Origin of the sequence: Microcoleus sp. AT8-B5, from assembly GCF_036705565.1 — a bacterium.
In the GTDB taxonomy this organism is placed as follows: domain Bacteria; phylum Cyanobacteriota; class Cyanobacteriia; order Cyanobacteriales; family Microcoleaceae; genus Microcoleus.
The window spans coordinates 156,673-180,091 of sequence record NZ_JAUBUY010000001.1; the positions used below are offsets into that span (position 1 = coordinate 156,673).

At 45.4% G+C, this 23,419-nt stretch carries 23 protein-coding genes; 12 read left to right on the forward strand and 11 right to left on the reverse strand.

The window, feature by feature from the left end; genetic code table 11:
• The first annotated feature begins 1,006 nt into the window (after positions 1 to 1,006).
• Together QUB39_RS00660 and QUB39_RS00665 are read left to right on the forward strand one after the other, a co-directional pair.
• Entirely contained in the window at positions 1,007 to 2,473 is a 1,467-nt protein-coding gene (locus tag QUB39_RS00660) for a DEAD/DEAH box helicase (RefSeq protein WP_333052713.1), read from the forward strand.
• A gap of 184 nt (positions 2,474 to 2,657) precedes the next feature.
• Positions 2,658 to 2,879, forward strand: coding sequence for a hypothetical protein (locus QUB39_RS00665; RefSeq protein ID WP_333210490.1), 222 nt, complete (start codon positions 2,658 to 2,660; stop codon positions 2,877 to 2,879).
• Between the two features lie 200 nt (positions 2,880 to 3,079).
• On the opposite strand, the gene QUB39_RS00670 is transcribed toward QUB39_RS00665, so the two are convergent.
• Positions 3,080 to 3,640, reverse strand: a complete 561-nt coding sequence (locus QUB39_RS00670) for a hypothetical protein (RefSeq protein ID WP_333274686.1) — start codon at positions 3,638 to 3,640, stop codon at positions 3,080 to 3,082.
• Positions 3,641 to 4,035: 395 nt separating this feature from the next.
• On the opposite strand from QUB39_RS00670, the gene QUB39_RS00675 reads away from it, so the two are divergent.
• Both QUB39_RS00675 and QUB39_RS00680 read left to right on the forward strand, forming a co-directional pair.
• The gene (locus tag QUB39_RS00675; protein WP_333484975.1) at positions 4,036 to 5,235 is read left to right on the forward strand and encodes a Coenzyme F420 hydrogenase/dehydrogenase, beta subunit C-terminal domain; all 1,200 of its coding nucleotides are present in this window, start codon (positions 4,036 to 4,038) and stop codon (positions 5,233 to 5,235) included.
• 178 nt (positions 5,236 to 5,413) lie between these two features.
• Entirely contained in the window at positions 5,414 to 6,628 is a 1,215-nt protein-coding gene (locus QUB39_RS00680; protein ID WP_333484976.1) for a leucine-rich repeat domain-containing protein, read from the forward strand.
• A gap of 69 nt (positions 6,629 to 6,697) precedes the next feature.
• Here QUB39_RS00680 and QUB39_RS00685 read toward each other — a convergent pair whose 3' ends face one another.
• From QUB39_RS00685 to QUB39_RS00700, 4 genes are all read right to left on the reverse strand, one after another.
• Positions 6,698 to 7,033 (reverse strand): XisI protein, encoded by a 336-nt coding sequence (locus QUB39_RS00685; protein WP_333484977.1) that lies wholly within the window; start codon positions 7,031 to 7,033, stop codon positions 6,698 to 6,700.
• Positions 7,021 to 7,440, reverse strand: coding sequence for a XisH family protein (locus QUB39_RS00690; protein WP_333233991.1), 420 nt, complete (start codon positions 7,438 to 7,440; stop codon positions 7,021 to 7,023). Before QUB39_RS00690 ends, QUB39_RS00685 begins: the two co-directional genes overlap by 13 nt.
• 220 nt (positions 7,441 to 7,660) lie before the next feature.
• A complete protein-coding gene (locus tag QUB39_RS00695) occupies positions 7,661 to 8,032 on the reverse strand; it encodes a DUF2237 domain-containing protein (protein ID WP_333041417.1) in 372 nt (123 codons plus the stop codon).
• A 49-nt stretch (positions 8,033 to 8,081) separates the two neighbouring features.
• Complete coding sequence (locus QUB39_RS00700) at positions 8,082 to 8,543, reverse strand: GNAT family N-acetyltransferase (RefSeq protein WP_333484978.1); 462 nt, start codon at positions 8,541 to 8,543, stop codon at positions 8,082 to 8,084.
• A gap of 320 nt (positions 8,544 to 8,863) precedes the next feature.
• On the opposite strand from QUB39_RS00700, the gene QUB39_RS00705 reads away from it, so the two are divergent.
• From QUB39_RS00705 to QUB39_RS00730, 6 genes are all read left to right on the forward strand, one after another.
• Positions 8,864 to 9,436, forward strand: a complete 573-nt coding sequence (locus QUB39_RS00705; protein ID WP_333484979.1) for a TetR/AcrR family transcriptional regulator — start codon at positions 8,864 to 8,866, stop codon at positions 9,434 to 9,436.
• A gap of 19 nt (positions 9,437 to 9,455) precedes the next feature.
• Positions 9,456 to 10,961 carry an HlyD family efflux transporter periplasmic adaptor subunit gene (locus tag QUB39_RS00710; protein ID WP_333484980.1) on the forward strand — a complete coding sequence of 502 codons (1,506 nt, stop codon included), beginning with the start codon at positions 9,456 to 9,458 and terminating at the stop codon, positions 10,959 to 10,961.
• A 34-nt stretch (positions 10,962 to 10,995) separates the two neighbouring features.
• A complete protein-coding gene (locus QUB39_RS00715; RefSeq protein ID WP_333484981.1) occupies positions 10,996 to 11,628 on the forward strand; it encodes a Vat family streptogramin A O-acetyltransferase in 633 nt (210 codons plus the stop codon).
• 46 nt (positions 11,629 to 11,674) lie between these two features.
• Complete coding sequence (locus QUB39_RS00720) at positions 11,675 to 11,998, forward strand: DUF2834 domain-containing protein (protein WP_333484982.1); 324 nt, start codon at positions 11,675 to 11,677, stop codon at positions 11,996 to 11,998.
• A gap of 347 nt (positions 11,999 to 12,345) precedes the next feature.
• On the forward strand, positions 12,346 to 13,500 hold the full coding sequence (devC, locus tag QUB39_RS00725) for an ABC transporter permease DevC (protein WP_333484983.1): 1,155 nt from the start codon (positions 12,346 to 12,348) through the stop codon (positions 13,498 to 13,500).
• A gap of 61 nt (positions 13,501 to 13,561) precedes the next feature.
• Positions 13,562 to 14,299 (forward strand): DevA family ABC transporter ATP-binding protein, encoded by a 738-nt coding sequence (locus tag QUB39_RS00730; RefSeq protein WP_333484984.1) that lies wholly within the window; start codon positions 13,562 to 13,564, stop codon positions 14,297 to 14,299.
• Here QUB39_RS00730 and QUB39_RS00735 read toward each other — a convergent pair.
• Complete coding sequence (locus tag QUB39_RS00735) at positions 14,289 to 15,536, reverse strand: methionine gamma-lyase family protein (RefSeq protein WP_333484985.1); 1,248 nt, start codon at positions 15,534 to 15,536, stop codon at positions 14,289 to 14,291. The two genes, QUB39_RS00730 and QUB39_RS00735, sit on opposite strands and share 11 nt — an antisense overlap.
• A gap of 80 nt (positions 15,537 to 15,616) precedes the next feature.
• On the opposite strand from QUB39_RS00735, the gene QUB39_RS00740 reads away from it, so the two are divergent.
• Positions 15,617 to 16,429 (forward strand): acyl-CoA desaturase, encoded by an 813-nt coding sequence (locus QUB39_RS00740; protein ID WP_333210514.1) that lies wholly within the window; start codon positions 15,617 to 15,619, stop codon positions 16,427 to 16,429.
• Between the two features lie 485 nt (positions 16,430 to 16,914).
• Positions 16,915 to 17,733: a fatty acid desaturase gene (locus tag QUB39_RS00745; protein WP_333052724.1), complete on the forward strand. Its 819-nt coding sequence runs from the start codon at positions 16,915 to 16,917 to the stop codon at positions 17,731 to 17,733.
• A 114-nt stretch (positions 17,734 to 17,847) separates the two neighbouring features.
• Here the strand turns inward: QUB39_RS00745 and QUB39_RS00750 are convergent, their stop codons facing one another.
• The 5 genes from QUB39_RS00750 to QUB39_RS00770 form a co-directional block, all read right to left on the reverse strand.
• Positions 17,848 to 18,693: an ABC transporter permease gene (locus tag QUB39_RS00750; protein WP_333210517.1), complete on the reverse strand. Its 846-nt coding sequence runs from the start codon at positions 18,691 to 18,693 to the stop codon at positions 17,848 to 17,850.
• Between the two features lie 137 nt (positions 18,694 to 18,830).
• The gene (locus QUB39_RS00755; protein WP_333233983.1) at positions 18,831 to 19,742 is read right to left on the reverse strand and encodes an ABC transporter permease; all 912 of its coding nucleotides are present in this window, start codon (positions 19,740 to 19,742) and stop codon (positions 18,831 to 18,833) included.
• A 228-nt stretch (positions 19,743 to 19,970) separates the two neighbouring features.
• The gene (locus QUB39_RS00760) at positions 19,971 to 21,101 is read right to left on the reverse strand and encodes a spermidine/putrescine ABC transporter substrate-binding protein (RefSeq protein WP_333052727.1); all 1,131 of its coding nucleotides are present in this window, start codon (positions 21,099 to 21,101) and stop codon (positions 19,971 to 19,973) included.
• Positions 21,102 to 21,273: 172 nt separating this feature from the next.
• Complete coding sequence (locus tag QUB39_RS00765) at positions 21,274 to 22,404, reverse strand: ABC transporter ATP-binding protein (protein ID WP_333210519.1); 1,131 nt, start codon at positions 22,402 to 22,404, stop codon at positions 21,274 to 21,276.
• Positions 22,405 to 22,659: 255 nt separating this feature from the next.
• Entirely contained in the window at positions 22,660 to 23,391 is a 732-nt protein-coding gene (locus QUB39_RS00770; protein WP_333052729.1) for a DUF4340 domain-containing protein, read from the reverse strand.
• Positions 23,392 to 23,419: the final 28 nt, after the last annotated feature.

Genomic DNA, 23,419 nt, shown 5'->3' on the forward strand with positions numbered 1-23,419 from the left:
TGATCTGGGAGCTCGATCTTTTGTCTAAAATTGTGGGATCGACCCTCATGAGTTGACGTGGCACTGTATCCGGTGCTGGGCGGGGTCAAGTGTAAGTGTTGCTGGAACTGTCGCCTGAGACGGTGAGGCGAACAAAAACCAGACACCAGCCAAAAATGATTAGCGGATTGTGCAGCAAAAGTAACGGTTTGTACAATATTGTGCAAAGATAGGTATCAAAGGGTTCTAAACTTTTTTAGCCCCTATCTGGCAATCGACCCTCCCCCTAGGGGTGCGGTAATCTCTACAGAACGATCGGAGAATTTTAACGAATTTAATGTTTTGTTTCTGAATGTAAAGAGTTATGATGATAACAAGCCAGAAATAAGCGGGGATAATTTGAGATTGCTTCGCCGTCCGCCTTACACCACAACGGTATCCCGAAAGAGTGTTGAGATGGATAGGCGGTAACGGTAGCCCAAAAAGGAATACAAGCCTCCGGCTTAAGTCGTGGAGAGATAAAAATTTTAGAAGAAAGTTAAAGCTCCCTGATTCATCTGTGGAGTCAATCTAAAATCTAAAATCTAAAATCTAAAATCGACTGACGGTCGCCCCATCCCCTGCTCAATCCCGCAGGCGACGGATTGCGGGATAGCGCCTGAACCAAACAACCTGTTACTACTACTATGTAGTGAAGTGGGGCTGGTCATGATCCTCACTATAAAATGCCTAAGAGGGAAAGCTTGCAAGTACCTCAAAGGAAGTCCAATGTCCTGTTTTAAGAATGTTGGAAGCCTATAACCCGACCCCTGGCGGTTGGTATCGGTGATGTCACAAAATCAAAGACGGCTGTCGAATTGGTAAATTTAGTCACCATCGACGGAGCTGCCCTATACTCGATTGCTATTTAAGAAGGTGCGCGCAGGCGCAGCACCATAAAGAACTCTTATGAGTTCCTGCCGCCGAGCAGAAATCCGCATCCGAGTTGGGCAACTTAGAAGGCTAAGACTCGTTATTAGGAGCATTAATGAATTTATTGTTTGAAGGCTTAGGTCTTTCGGAAGAACTCGTTCTCCATCTGGAAACACTAGGCTTTACAGAACCTACTCCCATCCAAGTACAAGCAATTCCGCACCTGTTAGCAGGTCGCGACGTTGTGGGTCAAGCCCAAACAGGGACAGGCAAAACGGCAGCATTCTCGTTGCCCATCTTGGAGCGGATTGATTTAGATGTGACTGCGGTGCAAGCACTGGTGCTGACGCCGACTCGCGAATTGGCGATGCAAGTAACTGAAGCCATCCGTGATTTGAGCGGCATCAGCAGCGACGGCCCGGTAAAAGTGGGTCGCTCTCTGCAAGTTCTGACAGTGTACGGCGGTCAATCGATCGATCGTCAAATGCAGCGTTTGAAGCGCGGCGTGCACGTCGTTGTCGGTACACCCGGACGCATATTGGATATGCTCAGCCGCGGCAGCCTGAAACTAGACAAGGTACAATGGCTGGTTTTGGATGAAGCTGACGAAATGCTGAGCATGGGCTTTATCCAAGATGTGGAAAAAATCTTGGATGCTGCACCAAAAGAACGTCAAACGGCATTTTTCTCGGCGACGATGGAACCTTCCATTCGGAAATTGGTGGCGCGGCATTTGCGTAACCCAGTCAACGTCACCGTAGAACAGCCAAAAGCAACGCCAAAGCGCATCAGCCAAGGTGTGTACATGATTCCCCGCGGCTGGTCGAAGGCAAGAGCCCTACAGCCAATCCTAGAAATGGAAGACCCGGAATCTGCACTGATTTTTGTGCGGACTCGGCAGTCGGCAGCAGAACTCACCAGCCAACTGCAAGCAGCAGGTCACAGCGTTGATGAGTATCACGGTAATTTGAATCAGGCACAACGGGAACGTTTGTTGCATCGGTTCCGCCAATGTCAGGTGCGCTGGGTAGTGGCGACTGATATTGCGGCGCGGGGTTTGGACGTGGATCACTTGACTCACGTGATTAACTACGATTTGCCCGACAGTGTGGAAAGCTACGTTCACCGGATCGGACGCACGGGCCGGGCTGGTCGCGAAGGAACGGCGATTACGCTGATTCAACCGGTCGATCGCCGCAAACTGCGTTTGATTGAACGCCACGTGCGATCGAGCTTGACAGTGCGAAACATTCCGACACGGGCGCAAATTGAAGCACGTCAGTTGGAAAAGATGCAGGGTAAAGTTCGCGAAGCTTTGGCTGGCGAACGGATGGCATCTTTCTTGCCTCTGGTGTCTCAGTTATCCGAGGAGTACGACTCCCACGCGATCGCCGCTGCTGCTTTGCAAATGGCTTTCGATCAAAGCCGTCCTGCTTGGATGGGCGCTGATTACGCTCAACAAGAAGATCCCCCGATTGGTGGAGAAAACAGCGTCAAGCCTATCTTGATCAAAAAGCGGGCTAAGACTGGTGAGACGACTTTTTCTGGAGCACCGAGTGCTCCTGTTCCCCAGAACCGCTAATTGGTAGGGTGCACTCGGTGCACCTTATTTAGAATTATTGTAGAGGTGCGATCGATCGCACCTCTACTTTTTTTATGGGTAATATCAAATCCGTTGAGATCGGAATTATTCATCTCTCTCTTCTCTTCCTCTGTGCCCTCTGCGCTCTCTGCGGTTTAATTATTCCAAAACAACATAAGTCAATATGCAAGTTAGCGATCGGACAATTTCTGTAACTAATTCTACACTGAGAACGTTAATTGATGAATTGGGTACGGAGTGTCAAAATGTGATTGCTTTAATCTATCAGCTTCAGTTACCTGATTTGAGCGATCGACAAAAAGCTGAAATTATAGCAGAGTTCCTTCCTCTCTGCAATCCATCTGAACGTGCACTGCGGAGAGGATTTTCAGACACTAATTGCTGAGGAAATGACAAAATTGTCGGATGAGGATGAAGAGGATTAAGGAGACGCGGGCGATTCCCTACGGGATAGCTACGCACGCGCGTACATGAGGAAAAAGCCCTCCTGTCAACTCACCGAAGAGCTAAAAATCCTCATAAATAAGGAATAAAGTCCTTACTACAAACTTGTGAACCGGGACTTTTGCACTGTTATTTAATATTTCAGTTTAGCTGTGTGCTCACAATAATTTTTTGCACGCGATCGCCCTTAATTTCCACAATCAAATTAGAAGCCTTTTGGTCATTGCTGTAAGTCAAGCGAGTCACTCCACTTTTAACAGATTGCGACCCGTAACCGTAAGTTTTAACGACTTTTTGGCTGTTATCTCCTAGCTTCACACCATCCATTGTCAGAAACTTGGGATTGGTAGTAGAAACTAAATAAACTTTGCCCTCCCATGCTGCTACCGTCAATCCTGAGTAAGTTAGCGTGCGAATCTTGCCACCGATGCCAGGCCCAGCAGGTTTAGTTTCGTCGCGCTGCGGTTTTCCCAACTTACGTTTTGCCTCTTCTACAGCCATCCCCAACCGAACGCCGCCAATCCCCAGGCGCGAATAGTTCAGCGCCGCCGGCTTTTGTGTCGCGCTGAGCATTCTTTCTAGAGTCACAACAGTTTGATTCATAGCGGGAACAGGACGAACTAAAGCAGCAAATCCTAAGCTCGAAATTGCGAGATTCATCATGATGCCAGCGACGGCTGTTGTCACAAACATTTTTACCATTTTTTTATAGCTTTATTTGGCAATGTATTCGCGCGATCGCCCGCTCGATCCGGATTGATACTAATAGGACTTACACAAACACTCCTGCACGCACGGCGATGCTCTGAAACCGAATTTTTTTACCAAAACTACAGACAGAAACCCGGTTTTTACCATAAATCTTAGGCTTAACAGCGAGGTATTCAGCAAGAAATCGGGTTTCTAGCGCAACCTAGGTAAGTCCTGACTAATATTTTTTAAGCTTTGAAAACCGCCAATTTCGGGCGAACCGAATTTGCTCCCGCACAAGCTTGCGTCCGCCTGCGAGGAATGAAAGAAAGAATAAAGAGGTAAATCAACGCAAATTGCTGTGATATCCTAACAAAAGCCATATCTGCATAAAATAAGTAATTTAGATGACCGCAACAGATTCTGCTAAGCACCAAAAATCCAAGGCCCTCAAACCAGGTAGCCGCCGCCCCGCTAAAGAACTTTGCAGCGAGTGCGGTTTGTGCGATACATATTACATCCACTATGTCAAGGAATCTTGTGCTTTCTTAACACAGCATATTGCAGAATTAGAAGAAGAGATTCACGGGCGATCGCGCAATATAGACAATCCCGACGATTGGTATTTCGGAGTCAGCCAAAACATGATGGCGGCTCGCAAAAAAGAGCCGATCGAGGGCGCTCAGTGGACGGGAATTGTCAGCACAATTGCCATTGAAATGCTCGAAAAAGGAATTGTAGAAGGCGTTGTTTGCGTCCAAAATACTAAAGAAGACCGCTTTCAACCGATGCCGATTATTGCGAGAAATCGCGAAGAAATTCTGGCTGCAAAAGTCAACAAACCAACTCTCTCTCCCAATCTTTCAGTATTAGAACAAATCGAAAAATCTGGGATGAAGCGGCTGTTAGTAATTGGCGTCGGCTGTCAAATTCAAGCCTTGCGAACAGTCGAGAAAAAACTCGGTTTAGAGAAGCTCTATGTTTTGGGAACTCCCTGCGTGGATAATGTCAGCCGTGCAGGATTGCAGAAATTCCTAGACACGACTAGCCGCTCTCCCGAAACGGTGGTTTCTTACGAGTTTATGCAAGACTTTAACGTTCACTTCAAACACGAAGATGGTTCGGAAGAAAAAGTGCCGTTTTTCGGGCTGAATACTAAGGAATTGAAAGATGTTTTTGCTCCTTCTTGTTTGAGCTGTTTTGATTATGTGAATTCTTTAGCAGATTTAGTTGTGGGCTACATGGGCGCACCTTTTGGCTGGCAGTGGATTGTGGTGCGAAATGACACCGGGCAAGAGATGTTAGACTTGGTAACGGATCAGTTAAATACTCAGCCGGTGATGTCTAAGGGAAACAGAAAAGAAGCCGTTCAGCAAAGCATTCCGGCTTACGAAAAAGGGGTGACTTTGCCGATGTGGGCGGCGAAGTTAATGGGAGTGTTTATTGAGAGAATTGGGCCGAAGGGTTTGGAATATGCCCGGTTTTCGATTGATTCTCATTTCACTCGCAATTATCTGTACGTGAAGCGGAATTACCCGGAGAAATTAGAGGCTCATGTGCCGGAATATGCTAAGCGGATTGTGGGGCAGTATAAGTTGCCTGAGTGAGGTGATTCGGAGAGTTTTTAATAAATGTTTTGCAGGGACACGGTATTGCCTTCTTTCCTTCAGTCCGGCAGGGGTTTAAACCCCTGCCTCAAAGCTTAAGTCCTTTGAAAAGGACTGAATCAATTATTGGTTGTGTTTGTCCAAGATGGCTTTAACTTTCAATTAGATATATAAAATTATGACACTTATAGTGGCACAGAAATATATCAATTTACCAAGGTCGATCGCACTTACTTGTTGTGCGATCCTAGCATTATCTGCAAATGGACTGTCTGCGAAGGCTGCAGAAACGCGATCGGGAAACAGTAGACAAACATTTGCCGATTGGTGTCGCCAAAAAGCTGATTTGAACCCTGAAGCTAAACATACTGTTGAGGTACTTTTGGAGATAGCTGAAACTACTGAGTGCGATGCGGCTAATCAGAAACTTTTGACTCTCACGGAACTCTACCTCTACGGCAATCAAATCAGCGACCTCAAACCCTTACAATCTTTGACTAACCTGAATCGTCTCTCCCTCCACAACAATCAAATCAGCGACCTCAAACCTTTGCAATCCTTGACTAACCTGAATTGGCTCACGCTAGGAAACAATCAAATCAGCGACCTCAAACCTTTGCAATCCTTGACTAACTTAACTACGCTCGCGCTCGGAAACAATCACATCAGCGACATCAAACCGCTAGAATCCTTGACTAGCCTGACTGCGCTCGAACTCCACAACAATCTTCTGGGCGACATCAAACCCTTACAATCTTTGACTAACCTGACAGATATCTTCCTCTACAACAATAAAATCAGCGACATCAAACCCTTACAATCTTTGACTAACGTGCCTCAACTAGACCTCAGCGACAATAAAATCAGCGACATTAAACCGCTCGAATCCTTGACTAACCTGACTTTGCTCGTCCTCAGCAACAATCAAATCAGCGACATTAAACCGCTCGAATCCTTGACTAACCTGACTTCTCTGAGCCTCAGCAACAATCAAATCAGCGACATTAAACCGCTCGAATCCTTGACTAACCTGACTTTGCTCGTCCTCAGCGGAAATCTTCTGGGCGACATTAAACCGCTCGAATCCTTGACTAACCTGAGTATGCTCGTCCTCAGCAACAATAAAATCAGGGACATTAAACCGCTCAAATCCTTGACTAACCTTACTGGGCTCTTCCTCGATACAAATCTTCTGGGCGACATCAAACCGCTCGAATCCTTGACTAACCTGACTTCTCTCAGCCTCAGCAACAATAAAATCAGCGACATCCAACCCTTGGAATCTTTGAGTAAGCTGAGCATTCTCGACCTCAACGGAAATCCGATCGCTCCTAAAACCTGCCCTCTCAAACCAGAGTCTATCTGTAAGTGGGAACCACAAACTGAACCATAAAACTTTAGTAGAATTACACCCGATCGCACTTAAATATTTCAGTCGCGAATCAAACCACATTTTGTATTACTATGCAACTCCAAATCCTGTATATTCACGCGCATATGGTGGCTGAATTCCTAGCACAATATCCTCTTTGGGTACTCCCATTTCTACCAATTCATCAGCAATCTGCCTGTCAGTTTGATTTCGCTGAATCCAGATTTTGCCATTTTTAATATCCAAATGAAACACACAGTTATACACGCGGCGGTGTCCGTCCCATCCTAAATCGACGGCTAGATAGCGATCGTTTTCTCGATCGAAAATTGTTTCTACCTCAATTTCTCCGTTAATTGGTGCTATTTTGCTGTCTTCAATTAGGAGTTTTTGAATGCACTGACGGTAATGCTCTAGTCGATCCATTTGACTATTGCCTCCTGAACTGGGTTATACACAATAAGCTTGACTTGGTGTTGTCGAACCGACGCTTGAGGTAACTCCCGACTGAAAAAAGATTCGTAAGTTGCGATGGGAACTGCCAAATATAGAGTGCGATCGGGTTCGAGCTTTTCTAAGACTAAACGGTAATTTAAAAATTGTCCCAACGCGGTATGAAAATCAGAGAGAGCTGAAGCGCTTAAAAAACTCTTGACTTCTACTGCAATTTTTTTTCCTGATTTTTCCGCCGCGAGGAGTCGTTCAGCTCCCAAATCGATTTCGACTCTCTCATTCTCGGCAAATTCTAGCCTGAGAGGATCGTGAGTAACCACCCACTCAGATTTTTCAAGACCTCGCTTCACAGCATTATGAAATATATCCTTAGCTGACACTGGTTATACCTCACCTCTAAACCTATCTTAACTGATTGGAGTAAACTTGTAGGGTGGGTCAGTGAAAAACCCCTGAATTATTGAAAAAATAACGCCAACTGACGCACCCTACAGTTGGTATAAGAGCCCGATCGCCCGTTAGCGAAAGCGTTGCGATCCGAAGGAAAGCCGGCCCCTACGGGGGCTACGCCAACGAAGAGGATCGCACACCAACATCCTCCTACAAATCAGCAGCGTGCTGCTTCAATTCATCCAAAGAAACGTATTCCAAAGTCAAGGCGTGAGTCGCGGCCAAAACCACAGGCGGCGCAACTCCCGCATCCATTGCTTCCTTCCACCGAGACGCACACAAGCACCAGCAATCCCCAGGCTTCAAACCGGGAAAGTTAAATTCGGGAACCGGAGTGCTCAAATCATTTCCATTCGACTTTGTGAATTGCAAAAACTCTTCTGTCAGTTGAGCACAAACAGTGTGAGCCCCAAAGTCGCCACCACCTGTATTGCATTTGCCGTCCCGATAATATCCTGTCATTGGCGAAGTGCAGCAAGTCTCTAACTTTCCGCCCAGCACATTTGTAGCTTCCGTCACCATCGCAACTCCTGAGTAAAACTCTTCGATCTAATTTTACACAAATCGTTGTTTATATATTTTTTTCCATTGGAAAGTTGATGAGTTTTTGTCCTCTGCGTTCTACTTCTTGTTTTCTAATCACAATAAATCCCTGGGTTTCAAAAAAAGGTCGAGCTGTAATGCTGGCTTCGGTAAATAACTTGTTAATTCCTAATTCTTTGGCTTTTGACTCAATTTGTTTTAAAATTAGCCTGCCTACTCCTTGTCTTTGAAAATCTTGATGACAGTAAAAGCGATCGATATGGCCGCTTGCTTCTAATTCCCCAAAACCTGCAATTGTATCACCCTCTTCTGCTACGAAAGTAAATTTACTGCTTAAACTTTTAGTCCAACTTTCAATATTGATATCCTCTGGAGCCCAAGCATCTACTTGTGCTTTTGTGTAATCGCGGATGTTGACTTCGTGTACCGTGTCGTAAAACAGTTTTACAATTTGTTGGGTATCACCGATTTCGTAGGTTCGTACTCTCATAAATTATCTGACTGCGATCGCTTCTTTAATATTAATTTGAAATTTTTAACCGCCGATGAACGCGGATGGATGTTGGCTTCTACCATTTTGTCTCATTTCTTGCAGGGCGATGGGTCAAAAAATTCTTCCCTATCCCTTGACAAACTCTACTACTCTGTGTTCTATTAAATATAACGACTGTTCGATATATATCAATCCTGCCCGCTGACCCCAAAAATCAATTTTGTAGTGATTGATACTATATCGCACGTTCGATATAGAATTATCAGACCAATAAATTTTAGACTTTAGATAATCTAAAATCTAAAATCTATTCACCCATGCCAAAAATAGTTGACCGCGATCAATACCGCAAAGAACTACTCAACAAATGCTTTGAGATATTTGCCGAAAAAGGTTACTCCTCAGTAACTATGCGCGAAATTGGATCGGGAATCGGAGTTTCTACAGGAACCCTTTACCACTACTTCTCAAGTAAAGAAAGTTTGTTCGAGCAGTTAATTGAATACTTGAGCTATGAAGATACAAAAGAAGAAGCACTTGCCGAACTGGGAAATCCGCCAACCCTAGCAAAAAAAGTTGAAAAACTGATGGATTACCTCAGCCAAAATGAGGATTACATTCTGAAAAGTTTGTTAATGATATTTGATTTTTGTCAACAAAAGACTCCCCAAGAAATTAATAACAATCAAACGCTTCAGCAATCGGGAAAGCGTTACGAAGAGGCAGTAACTTGCTACTTAGGTATCTCCGATCCAGCGCTCGCTAAATTTATCATTTGTTATGTTGACGGTTTGCTGGTAAGAAGGTTTTATCAAGGTGAAAGAATATCTCTGGCAGAACAATTGATTGTACTAAAAGAAATGTTGCTCGCTTATTTAGAAAAAAACTAGCTGCAAGTAGAGGACAAGTATGAATTTTCAATCTTGGATAGAACCTAAAAATCGATTAGTAATCGGAATGGCAATTGCTGGCAGCATCATTACCATCGGCACAGCTTTTTACGGGATTTCTCAGTTTGCACCGTTGGCTCAAAATACGGAACCTTTGCCAGCAGAAACACCGTCGGTGAGGAAAATAACGGCATTGGGAAGATTGGAACCGCAAGGAGAAGTGGTTCGCTTGGGAGTATCGCAGAGTTTAGATGGCGATCGCATTTCCCAGCTTTTAGTCAAAGAGGGCGATCGAGTCAAAGCAGGACAACTAATCGCGATTTTGGATGCGCGCGATCGGCTGCAATCTGTTTTAGATGAAACTCAAGAGAAAGTCAAAGTTGCTCGCTCCCGTTTAGCACAAGTAAAAGCTGGTGCAAAGTCTGGAGAACTTGCAGCACAATCTGCCACAATTGCCAAGCTAGAAGCGGAACTGCAAGGCAACAAAGCTGCACAACAAGCAACAGTCGATCGCCTGCAAGCACAATGGCAAGGCGACAGAAGCGCACAGCAGGCAACTATCAGCCGAATCACGGCCCAGTGGCAAGGGGAGAGGAAAGCACAACAGGCAACAATTAGCCGAATACTGGCACAATGGCAAGGAGAAAAAACTGCACAAATAGCAGCGATCGACAAATTACAAGCCGAGTTTAATAATGCTCAAACTGAAGATTTCCGACATCAGCAACTCGCGGGTGAAGGTGCAATTTCTAAATCCGTAAGAGATACTAAGCGGCTGGCATTAGAAACAAGTCGCCAGCAAATTAAAGAAGCACAAGCTAATCTCAGCCGAATTAATAATACGGCAAAGCAGCAACTTGAAGAAGCGCAAGCAAACCTCGATCGCATTAACAATACAGCCAAACAGCAAATTAACGAAGCAGAAGCAAACCTAACTCGCATTAACAGTACATCAATCCAGCAGCTTAACGAAGCTCAATCAATACTCAAACGCATTCAAGAAACTGGCATCGAACAACTAGAAGAAGCGAAATCAACTCTTGACAAAATAGCCGAAGTGCGCCCCGTGGACGTGCAAGCAGCCGAAGCTGAGATCGAAAGTGCGATCGCCCAAGTGAAGCGCGCCCAAACCGAGTTAAATCAAGCTTCCATCCGCACGCCCAATGCGGGAAAAATCCTGAAAATTCATACTCGCGCTGGTGAAAAAATTAGCGATGACGGCATTGCAGACTTAGGAAAAACTGACCAAATGGTAGTCGTTGCGGAAATTTATCAAACCGACATCAGCAAAATTAAGCTGGGACAAAATGCAGCCGTGACTAGCCAAGCATTTTCCGGAGAGTTGCAGGGAACTGTCAAAGAGATTGCGTTAAAAGTAAGCAAACAAAATGTGTTTAGCAACCAACCAGGAGAAAACTTGGATAGCCGAGTAGTAGAAGTAAAAATTCACCTGAATCCTGAAGATAGCAAACAAGTTTCGGGATTGACCAATTTGCAGGTACAAGTAGCAATTAAACAAAACTAAAGTCTTTACTAAAAACCTTGGAGGATTGAAAATTATGGCAGAATTTGGTCCCGATCCGAACCGACCTTATCCGATGGCAGACCAGCCCAGGGTTTGCTTTATCAAAAACTTCATAAAATCCCCCAATATTATCGTCGGCGATTACTCATATTATGACGATCCAATCGACCCAGAAAATTTTGAAAGAAATGTACTTTACAATTACGGGAGTGAGAAATTAATTATTGGTAAATTTTGTGCGATCGCCACTAATGTCAAATTCATTATGAACGGTGCAAACCACAAATTAGACGGCATTTCTACCTATCCTTTTCCCGTCTTTGGGAATGGTTGGGAAACAGCCATGAATCTATTAATCGAACTGCCAAGTAAAGGCGATACCGTCATTGGCAATGACGTTTGGATCGGCTATGAATCGGTGATTATGCCGGGAGTCAAAATCGGCGACGGTGCAATCGTGGCCGCCAAAGCAGTTGTAGTAAAAGATGTTCCCGCTTACACCGTTGTCGGTGGAAACCCCGCACGTTCAATCAGACAGCGTTTCAGCGATGCTGAAGTTGCACAACTATTAGAAATTAGGTGGTGGGATTGGGAAATTGACAAAATTTCTCGCAACATTAACTTAATTATGCAATCTGATATTAAAGCGCTCAGTAATGCTGAGTAAACTCGCCAATATAGCGATTTAAAACTAAAAACATGGAGGTTTTCCAATGCTTCAAATTGCATACTTAGTTCTCTGTATTCTGGGCACTGCTTTACCGTATTCCCAGTTTGTCCCGTTTCTCTTAGAAAAAGGGTTGAATATTAACGCTTTCTTCGGACAATTGTTTGCAAATCAAATATCCGGCTTTTTTGGTATGGATGTAATCGTCTCTGCCGTGGTTTTTTTGTTTTTTGTATTTAGCGAAGGTTCGCGTCTGAGAATGAAAAACTTGTGGATTTATATTGCCACTTTACTGGTTGGTGTTTCCCTGGGTTTGCCTTTATTTCTCCTAATGCGGCAACGCAAACTTGAAGAAACAGCTTCAATCTGATATATTGCACCATTCGTGTGAAGTAGGGGCGGGTTCACCAATAGCTTGAAAAGTTGCAGACAGGTTAAATAAACCCGCCCCTACCCACCCAAAAACCCCTTATTGACATTGGTGCAATATATCAGTTCAATAGTCCTGGACGCATGGGGGCCCATGCGAAACCGGGTTTTTTTACGAAAAGACGCGTTAGAGCATCGCAGATTCGGTAAACAACCCGGTTTCGAGGAGTCGGAGTGCGCGAGCGAACTGTTCAAATAACAACAATAAATAACCAATTCCCAATTCTGAATTCTCAATTCCCAATGCCCAATGCCCCATTCCCAATTCCCCATTCCCAAACAAAATTTATGTTTCGCAAAACACCCCTTGCATGGTTGCAAGTAACTAGAGAAAAAACTCGCCTCGCTGTTGCTATAGCAGGAATTGCTTTTGCAGATATTCTGATTTTTGTGCAACTGGGATTTCAAGATGCACTATTCGATTCTGCCGTTAAGCCGCACCAAAGTTTACAGACAGATTTAGTTTTAATCAATCCTCAATTTGAAACTTTTGCTGCGGTAAAAGACTTCAACCGAGAGCGACTTTACCAAGCACAAGGAGTAGAAGGAGTAAAATCCGTCACTTCCTTATATATTGGTATGGGAGAGTGGCGAAATCCCACAACCCGCACTACTCGATCGATTTTAATTTTTGGAATAGACCCCGGAAACATAACATTTAATTTGCCTGATGTCAATCACAACTTGCCTCAACTTCAAATGTTTAATCATGTGTTGTTTGACCAATCTTCTCGACCTGAATACGGCGAGATTGCCAATATTTTTAACAAAGAATCTACCCTCGAAACTGAACTCAATAAACGCAATATTCAAATAGGAGGAGTCTTTACTCTCGGTACTTCCTTCGTGGCTGACGGCAATGTCATTGCCAGCGATTCTACATTCATGAACTTATTTCCCGATCGCACACCCGATCGAGTTGATGTCGGCTTAATCAACCTACAACCCGATGCCGATATCAAAAAAACCCAGTCAGCGATCAAAGCTATATTGCCCGATGATGTCAAAGTTTTAACCCTAGCAGAATTTGCAGAAATTGAAAAAGGTTATTGGGCAAATGCTACTCCGATCGGCTTTATTTTCGGATTCGGTACAATTATCGGATTCGTTGTTGGTCTGATTATTGTTTACCAAATTCTTTACTCGGACGTTTCCGATCACTTAGCGGAATATGCGACTTTAAAAGCAATGGGATATAGCGATCGCTATTTAGTCGGAGTCTTAATTCAGGAAGCTCTGCTATTAGCTGTATTAGGTTTTATGCCGGGAATTGTTTTAGCCAACGGACTGTACTCGCTAGCACAATCTGCCACTTTACTGCCAATTGCGATGACAACAAATCGAGCGGTTGTAGTGTTAAGTTTGACGATCGTGATGTGTACCGGTTCCGGCGCCCTCGCCCTCCGCAAACTCCAATCAGCCGACCCTGCAGACATCTTCTAATCTGCGTTCATCAGCGTCAATCGGCCTGCATCTGCGGTCAAAAAAACTCCCCAAAATCACCATGCAAACCCTAAATTTTCCCGCTAACCCAACTACCGCAACCGAACCAGTAATTTCAGTCCAAAACCTCAACCATTACTTCGGTCAAGGCTCTCTCAAAAAACAAGCCTTATTTGACATAAATCTCGACATCCACCCCGGAGAAATAGTCATTATGACGGGGCCCTCGGGTTCGGGCAAAACAACTTTATTGACAATGTTAGGGGGGCTGCGTTCGGCTCAAGAAGGCAGTCTCAAAATTCTTGGGCAAGAAATACAAGGAGCTAGCAAAACTCAGTTAACTAAACTCAGAAAGCAAATTGGCTATATTTTTCAAGCACATAACTTGATGACATTCTTGACAGCCAAGCAAAACGTGCGAATGTCTTTGGAACTGCACGCAGAAATGTTAAATCAGAATATGGATGCTTTGTCAATAACTATGTTAGAAGCAGTGGGTTTGGGAGAGCGGGCTAATTATTACCCCGAAAATTTGTCGGGAGGGCAAAAACAAAGAGTTGCGATCGCCCGCGCGTTAGTTAGCCGCCCTAAAATAGTTTTAGCGGACGAACCAACCGCCGCTTTAGATAAAAAATCCGGGCGAGATGTCGTAGAAATTATGCAAAAACTAGCAAAAGAACAAGGCTGCACGATTTTGCTAGTAACGCACGATAACCGCATTCTCGATATTGCCGATCGAATTATCTACATGGAAGACGGCCGTTTGGCAACAAATCCGCGTCTGGTAATTAGTGATTAGTCACTTTATTTGCTGGGCCCACAGCCTCGATCGCATCCTCAAGAGCGATCGATACATGAGTCCAATGAGTTCCCCCCTGACAAAAAGCCACGTAAGGCTCCCGCAGAGGCCCGTCAGCCGAAAACTCCGACGTACTCCCATCAATAAAAGTACCCCCAGCCATCACCAACTGACTTTCATACCCGTGCATCGGAGCCGGCACCGGATCTAAATAGGAACCCACAGGGGAATTTTGCTGAACGGCCCGACAAAAAGCAATTAACTTATCAGCAGAACCGAATTCGATCGCCTGAATCACATCTCGTCTTCTAGCCAAAGGCATAGGATTCACTCGATAACCCAACTTATAAAAAACATAAGCCGTCAAATGATTGCCCTTCATCGCCTCCCCCACACAGCCGGGAGCCATAAACAAACCCTGAAACAGCAACCGATTCAAATCAAAAGTTGCGCCGCCGCTGCTGCCAATTCCTGGCGCCGTCAAGCGACAAGTTGCCGCCTCCACCAAATCAGCCCTGCCGGCAACGTAGCCTCCAGCAGGGACGATCGTACCCCCCGGATTTTTGATTAAAGAACCAGCCATCAGATCCGCACCCACAGCAGTAGGTTCGCAATCATCAACAAACTCCCCGTAACAATTATCAACAAAGCAAATTGTGTTAGGATTCTGATGTTTGACTATGGCGACGATTTTTTCAATCTCAGAAATAGACAAACTCGACCGCCAAGAATAGCCGCAAGAGCGCTGGATAAAAACTAGGCGAGTCTTTGCTGAAATAGTAGAGCTCAATGCCTGCCAATCCACACTTCCTTCGCGAGTTAGAGGCAACTCACGGTAACTAATGCCAAACTCAAGCAGTGAACCTTGACCTTGCCCGCGCAAGCCGATCACTTCTTCTAAAGTATCGTAGGGAGAACCAGCCACTGCCAACATTTCATCACCAGGACGCAGGATGCCAAAAAGAGCACAGGCGATCGCGTGAGTACCCGAAACAAACTGTACCCGGACAGCCGCAGCCTGGGCCCCTACCACTTCGGCAAACACCCCGTCCAAAGTCTCCCGACCCAAATCATCGTGGCCGTAACCCGTAACCCCTGCAAAATGGTGGACTCCAACCCGGTGGCTGCGAAAAGCTTTTAAGACTCGTTGAAGATTTTGCTTGACTGTAGTGTCAATACCAGAAAAAATCTGAAAGAGTGCCTGTTCTGCTTCCTGTAGCCGTGAAACGCTATTCATCTATACCTCGCTCACCCTTTGCGTGCGCGCTGTTCATTATGGCGTAGATGCGGCCCCTAGTTTGTAAACATAATATATTCATGACGATTGCAACTTCCAAAAAAACTTCTCCTGATTGGCCTGTCATAGGCTTTATGGCCTTTCTGCACATCGGTGCTTTATTTGCTTTGCTGCCGGGTAATTTTAGCTGGTCTGCGGTCGGGCTAGCACTCTTCCTGCATTGGGTAACAGGTGGTTTAGGAATTACTCTCGGATATCACCGCCTCGTCACCCACCGCAGTTTTCAAACACCGAAATGGCTAGAGTATTTTCTAGTTATTTGCGGTACCCTTTCCTGTGAAGGTGGCCCGATCGACTGGGTAGGAATGCACCGGTTACACCACATACATTCCGACACCGAAACAGATCCCCACGATTCCAATCAAGGCTTCTGGTGGAGCCATATGGGTTGGATGCTCTCGGATCTCCCGATCAGAGTTGAAATCCCCCGCTTTACTAAAGACATCGGCGACGACCCAGTATACAAGTTTCTCCAAGCATATTTTATCCCCATCCAAGTTGTCTTCGGTGTGTTGCTTTATTTATTAGGCGGCTGGTCTTTCGTGGTTTGGGGCGTGTTTCTGCGGATCGTGGTGGTGTTCCACTGCACTTGGCTGGTTAACAGCGCTACCCACAAATTCGGCTACCGCACCTACGAATCGGGCGATCGCTCGACCAACTGCTGGTGGGTGGCTCTGCTCACCTACGGCGAAGGCTGGCACAACAACCACCACGCCTTTCAATACTCGGCTCGCCACGGTCTCCAATGGTGGGAAATCGACTTCACCTGGATGACAATTCAATTGCTGCAATCGCTGGGTTTGGCAACCAAAGTGAAATTAGCAGAAAAATAGCGATCGGCAATTAGTCATTGGTTGTCGCTCATCAGTTCTGGACTAATAGCTTGTGACCAATGGCTAATCCTGTTTTTGCGATCGGTATAGGTTGGGTTGAACAGAGATCGAATCCCCTGGTGCGATCGACCCAACCCAAACCCGAATCAGTTATAATATAATTGGGAACAAAAAATTTTGTTTAGCAGCCAAAGTTTTTATTTTCAGAATATAGCAATCCTAAATCATTTGCATAATTATTGTAGGGGTAATCCCACGCCCGGTTGCCCGATAGATAGGGGGTAGGCACTCTTAGCACTACCCCTACCAATTTATCTGAATCATTTAGGATTGCTATACAACCGTAAATTTTTTTCAATCCTAATCCCAAATCTATCATTGATTCTTTATTAGTTTGGGCAAGTGTGCAGCAAAAAAGTTCACTGCTCAATCCCAACTATTATGCGTGAATCTAGCTCGGCATCTCATCAGAAATCAAAAAGAGAATGACAATTGCAACGCAAGAAAAACTCCAATACAATTGGAAGCACGTTATTAGTTTAGCAGGACTTCATATCGGCGCTTTGTTCGCACTGCTACCCAGTAACTTCAATTGGACAGCAGTTGGTTTAACAGTATTCATGCACTGGATAACCGGCGGTTTGGGAATAACTCTCGGATGGCATCGCCTGCTCACCCACCGCAGTTTTCAGACACCAAAATTCGTAGAATACTTTCTAGCATTTTGCGGAGCCCTTGCCTGTCAAGGAGGAATAATTGATTGGGTTGGGCTGCACCGATTGCACCACACCCACTCTGACCAAAATGCGCTCGACCCTCACAATGCCCAAAAGGGTTTTTGGTGGAGTCACCTCGGCTGGATGCTATATAAAGGTCCAGCTCACGCTGAAATTCCCCGCTGCACAAAAGACATTTCGAGCGACCCCTTTTACCAGTTTTTGCAAAATTACTTTCTGCCAATTCAAATCGCCTTTGGCGTGTTGCTTTACTTAGCAGCCGGCTGGCCCTTTGTAGTTTGGGTAATTTTTGTCCGCTTAGTTTTCGTTTATCACTGCACCTGGTTTGTTAACAGCGCCACTCACAAATTTGGCTATCGCACTTACGAAACAAAGGATAGTTCTACTAACTGTTGGTGGGTGGCTGTCCTGACTTACGGCGAAGGCTGGCACAACAACCACCATGCTTATCAATACTCTGCGCGTCACGGGATGGAATGGTGGGAGATTGACTTCACTTGGATGACAATTCAAGTTTTGGAAGCACTAGGTTTGGCTACTAAAGTGAAATTACCAGCAGCAAAATAGCAGCAATTCTGTCCTAGACGCAGAACCAATGTAGGGTGGGTACTTCGCACCTTACCGCTTCAGAAACCCGGTTCCTTTAAGAAACCGGGTTTTTTGGTTACTAATAACCTATGACTAATTAGCCCGTTTTTGCTCGCCCCGGCCGCGCAAATATTCCGCTAAAAACGCCAATCCTCCCGAACCTACTATCAACAGCACGCTGAGAGCATTAATATCAGGTTTCACCCCAGTCCGAATCCGGCTAAAAATTTCCATCGGCAGAGTTGTAGTCCCGCTACCTGCGGTAAAACTCGCAATCAAAAAATCGTCCATGCTGAGGACAAAAGACAGGAGACAACCCGAAACAATTCCGGGTATTAATTGAGGGAGCAAAACTTTAATAAAAGCTTCAACAGGCGTTGCACCCAAATCCAAGGCAGCCTCTTCTAAATACGGGTTTAAATCGGCCAATCTAGTAGAAACAGCTAGGGCGATGTAAGCCAGACAAAACACAACGTGAGCGGCGACAATCGTCCACAAACTCAGAGGAATCGCCAGCGCTGCTAAAAATACCAGAGTAGCAACTGCGGTAGCAATATCTGGAATAATAATCGGCAAGTAGGAGACTCCCTGATATAAACTCTTGCCTGGAAAGCGGTAGCGGGCTAAACCAACCGCCATCAAAGTGCCGAGTACCGCCGAGATTGCCACTGCACAAACAGCCACTGTTAAACTGTTTCTCAGGGCAATTAAAATCCGCGTATCGCTAAATAATTTAACGTACCAATCTAAGGTAAATCCTTCCCAGCCGGCGCTAAAACGCGATTTGTTAAAGCTGTAAAAGGTGAGTACCAGGATGGGCAGGTACATATAAAAAAACATCACAACGGCAAATATTACCTGCCAAGAAACCTTAAATTTAGGTTTTAAGTACATATCGGCTTGTATGTCCTCCTGTGTATTTTCGGGGGTATTTTCCATTTCTCGGTAATCGGTAATTGGTAATTAATTGGTAATTGGTAATTGGTAATCGGTTGTTGTCAGTTGTTATTTGTGAGTAGCTACCAATAACCAGTAACCAATAACTAATGACTAATAACTACTGACTAATGACTTCTTTAAATTGCATTACGATCGCCATATTTGAGCAAAAGGGCAATTCCGATACTCACTGCAAAGATTAATACCATACTCAGAGCCGAACCCAGACCCCAATTTTGAGTCGCCCCCAAAAATTGATTGTAAATTAAACGAGCCGCCGTCATGCTCGAAGCTCCACCGAGCAACTCTGGATCGACAAAATCGCCCAAACAGCTAATAAATACTAGCAAAGAACCCGCAGCAATTCCGGGCATCGTCTGAGGTACTGTCACTTTCCAGAAAGTTTCCACTGGGTTCGCACCCAAATCCTGAGATGCTTCTAGCAACCTGCGGTCTAACTTTTCCAAAGAAGCGTAGAGAATTGTCACGATATAAGGCAAATAACTGTAAGCCATGCCGATTAAAACTGCGGAGCTTTGATTAAGCAATTCTAGAGGAGGAATGCCTACAAGTGCCAGCAGCGAGTTGAGAACCCCCGTAGGACGCAGAATTGTAATCCAAGCATACGATCGCAACAGCGAAGAAGTCCACAGCGGCAACACAAAGCCTAACAAAGTTAAATTCCGCCACTTTTTCGACACATTGAGGGCGATCCAGTAAGCGACGGGAAATCCCAGCAGCAAACACAGAATAGTAGTCCCCGTTGCGAAAAAGAGCGATCGACCCATCACCTGTAAATTCAGCGGCTCAAACACTCGCAGGTAATTGCCGATTCCCGAAGGATTCACCAAATCTCCTGGCTTAATATTCGGAACCAAACTAAGCTGAAAAATCACCAAAGTTGGTATGACTAATAATAAAAGCAGCAACAAGCCAGAAGGGCCCAGCAATGCCAGTGGCCCAGCCCACGCCGACCAGCGAGAAACAGTTTCAGCCTTCGAGGGAGAACCGGGAGGAAGAGGAGGGGGAGCTTGAGTGGAAACAGCCATAAATAAATAGTTTTGAGTTTTGAGTTTTGATTTGTAGGGGCGGGTTTCACCTACAATAATCGCCTAAAATAAACAATCTCATAAACCCGCCCCCACCCCACGGTAAATCGAAATGTAATGTAGGGGCGGGTTCACCTACAATCATCGCCTAAAATAAACAATCTCATAAACCCGCCCCCACCCCACGGTAAATCGAAATCTACATGAAATTTATGGCAATAAATAAGATTAGCCGCTGGTTAATTGAGTCCAATAGCGATCGTACACGTCTATAAATTTTCCTACCGGCGCAACACCTTCGCAATTTTTCAAAGTTGCCTCAGAAGGGAAAAGAATTTCATTTTCGCGGACTTCCGGCGTCAGCAAACTAAAAGCATCTTCCGAAGGAGTTGAGAAACTGAGCCGTTCTACTAAAGAAGCAGCGACATCCGCTTGCAGCATAAAGTTAATCCACTTATAAGCTGCTTCTGGATTGGGAGCACCTTTAGGAATTACTAAAGTGTCAGTCCACAGAGAAGAACCGCTTTTTGGCACAACATAGCGCAATTTGTCATTATCTGGAATTACCTCATTAGCATCAGAAGAATAACACATAGCTACCTTCAAATCCCCCGTCAGCATTTGTGGCCGCCAAGCATCAGTGGTAAAAGATGCGATCGCCGGTTTGAGTTCAACCAACTTTTCATAAGCTTGTTTCACTTGCTCTGGGTTCGTAGAATTGAGAGAATAGCCCAACATTCGCAACGCAGCACCCATAACTTCTCGAACATCATTTGCCAGCGTCATTCGCCTTGCTAACTCCTGTTTGTGCTTCCACAAATAGTCCCAATCTTCAGGAGCTTCTTTGAGCTGTTCGCTGTTGTAAATTAAGCCTGTGGTTCCCCAACTCACAGGGACGCTGTAGCGGTTTCCTGGGTCATAGACGGGGTTTTGGAACTGTTTTTTTAGCCGATCGAGTCCGCCCAAAATCGAGTGGTCTAATTGGCTCAACAGCCCCAGTTCCGTCATCTGAATCACCATGTAGTCAGACGGGTAAATGATGCTGTAGGCGCGGGCGCCACCGGCTTGAACTCTCGCCAGCATCGACTCATTGGAGTCGAATACATCTGCGATGACGCGGATGCCTGTTTTTTCGGCAAAGCGATCGAGCAAAGCGTTATCGGTATAGCCGGCCCAAGTATAGATGAAAAGTTGGTCGGCAGAACCTTGGACGGGAGGAGCAGATTGCACGTCTGCAAGTCGCCAGCCGCAACTCGAAACAGCTAACCCGGAAATTGTCGCCGCCGAATTTTTTAGGAACTGACGGCGTGTAGAATTAGCCGGGAAAATCCTGGTAATTGGTAAGTTAGTCGGAGGCACAGTTCGATTTTAGATTTTAGATTTTAGATTTTAGATTTGGAGATTGAAGATTGAAGATTGGGGAATTGGGAATTGGGAATTGGGAATTGTTCTATGTTATTTGTTAGGATAACCAACCACCAACAAATAACCAATGACTAATGACTGATACCAACTACCAACGGCCAACTGACTAATTCCGATCGCCCAAAGCGAGACAATCAGTAGTTCCCCAGTAAGCGTAAATCGGCGTGTGCGGGTCTGGGAAAGAACCGCCAGTATTTGGCTGGCGCACTGTAATTTTATCGCCCGAAGCCAACTCAACGACGTAATGAACGTGCGTGCCCATGTACATAGTATTTTTGAGCCGCCCTTCAAAACAGTTGACCGACACTTCCGGCTGGTAGAGATTCAAATATACTTTTTCCGGCCGAACGCTGACAACAACCGAGTCGCCTGTGACACCATTCCACATATCCGACTGCTGAACGATGATTTTCAGATTGGCTGATGTGCGAACTGTGATAGTCGATCGGTCGATCGATTCTACCGTACCCGCAAACAAATTCGTATCGCCAATAAAATCCGCCACAAAAGCCGTCTGCGGACACTCATAAATTTCTTCAGGAGAGCCAATTTGCTCAATCCTGCCCTCGTGCATCACCGCAATCCGGTCAGACAGACTCATCGCCTCTTCTTGGTCGTGAGTCACCATCACAAAAGTCAAACCCAATTCTTGATGCAAATTCGACAGTTCCAACTGCATCTGCTTCCGCAACTTCAAATCCAGAGCACCCAGAGGTTCGTCCAACAGCAAAACCGCCGGTCGATTTACCAGAGCTCTCGCCAAAGCCACCCGCTGCTGCTGGCCGCCCGACATTTGACCGGGAAACCTGTTGGCGAAAGATTCCATTTTCACCAATTGCAAAACTTCCCGTACCCGTTCTTCAATTTCCGCTTTCCCCAGCTTTTTGATCCGCAATCCAAAAGCGATATTGTCCCAGACATTCATGTGTCCGAACAAAGCATAGCTTTGAAACACAGTATTTACCGGACGGCGGTAAGCTGGAGTGTTGGTCATCGACTGGCCGCGAATCATCAATTCGCCCGCCGAGGGAGTCTCGAACCCAGCGATTAAGCGCAGTGTCGTAGTCTTGCCGCAGCCACTGGGCCCGAGGATGCTAAAAAATTCTCCTTGGCGGATGTTGAGGTCAACTCCGCGGACTGCGGTTTCGCCGTTAAATACCTTAAAGACCTTGCGGAGTTCAACGTCAAGCGCTGTATCCGTTGCTGTCGTACCTTGGTTGAGTGCTGTCTGAAACATATTCGCCCTTTCCTGGGGGTAATGCACGCCACTTAAATACAGTTTAAGTTTAGACTTTTCTGTATTTTAGGTGAGGAATGTTGGATGTAACAGGTTTTGGGATTTGTTCTTTAAATTCTATCCCAGAGCGCACCATTGTCAGCAACAGGCAAGATGCCTGTTCCACAAAGAGTAAATTTTATTGTGGAACAGGCATCTTGCCTGTTCATAAAAGCCTTATTGAGAATGGTGCAACATCTCAGATCAACTGGGCATCTATTTATTCTCAGGACTTGGCGTGGGAGAGGGTTTTTGCGGTTTCTCTGTTTTGGGTGCTTCTGCTTTTTTCCACTCTGACAAAGGTCGTTGGACGGCATTTTTAAAGTCAAAAGGCACTAGCAGCACGGGCAAATTTTGGGCGGAATTTTGAGGGGGCGCTTCCGGCGGATTGGCTTGAGCGTACAAGAAGCGGCCGCTAAAGTCTGTTTTGCCTAAAACTAGGCGGTGAGTTTCCTGGTTGTCCAGTTTTACTGTGACTGTAGCTTGGGGTTGGTCTAGACCGAATTCTGGCAGTTGAGCAGCAGTAGTATTAATCGTGCGATCGCTCTTTCCTGTTGCCAGCCTGTCTAGCAAAAAATCCACCGATGCCTGACTCGCGTGTGCTTGCACTGGCAATTTCATTTCCCAGCTAGACTTGCCTCCTTTTGTAGCATAAACTCGCTCAAAAGTCAATATTTTTTCGGGAGTTTTGACTGTAAAGAATTGTACGCGATCGGAGTTAAAAGCAAAAATTTTCTGTTGTTCTTCCTTAGCAGCTTCCTGTTTAGGAGCCACTTGCATCTCGAACAAAGCAACCAACCCAGTCATGCTAAGTGCGACGGCTATCAATACAAATGTATTTTTCTGCAATTTCATAGTAACTGGGAATTGGGCATTGGGAATTGGGCATTGGGCATCGGGAATTGGGAATTGGGCATTGGGGAGTCTGTTATTAATAACAACTGACAACTGACAACTGTCAACTGACAACTGTCAA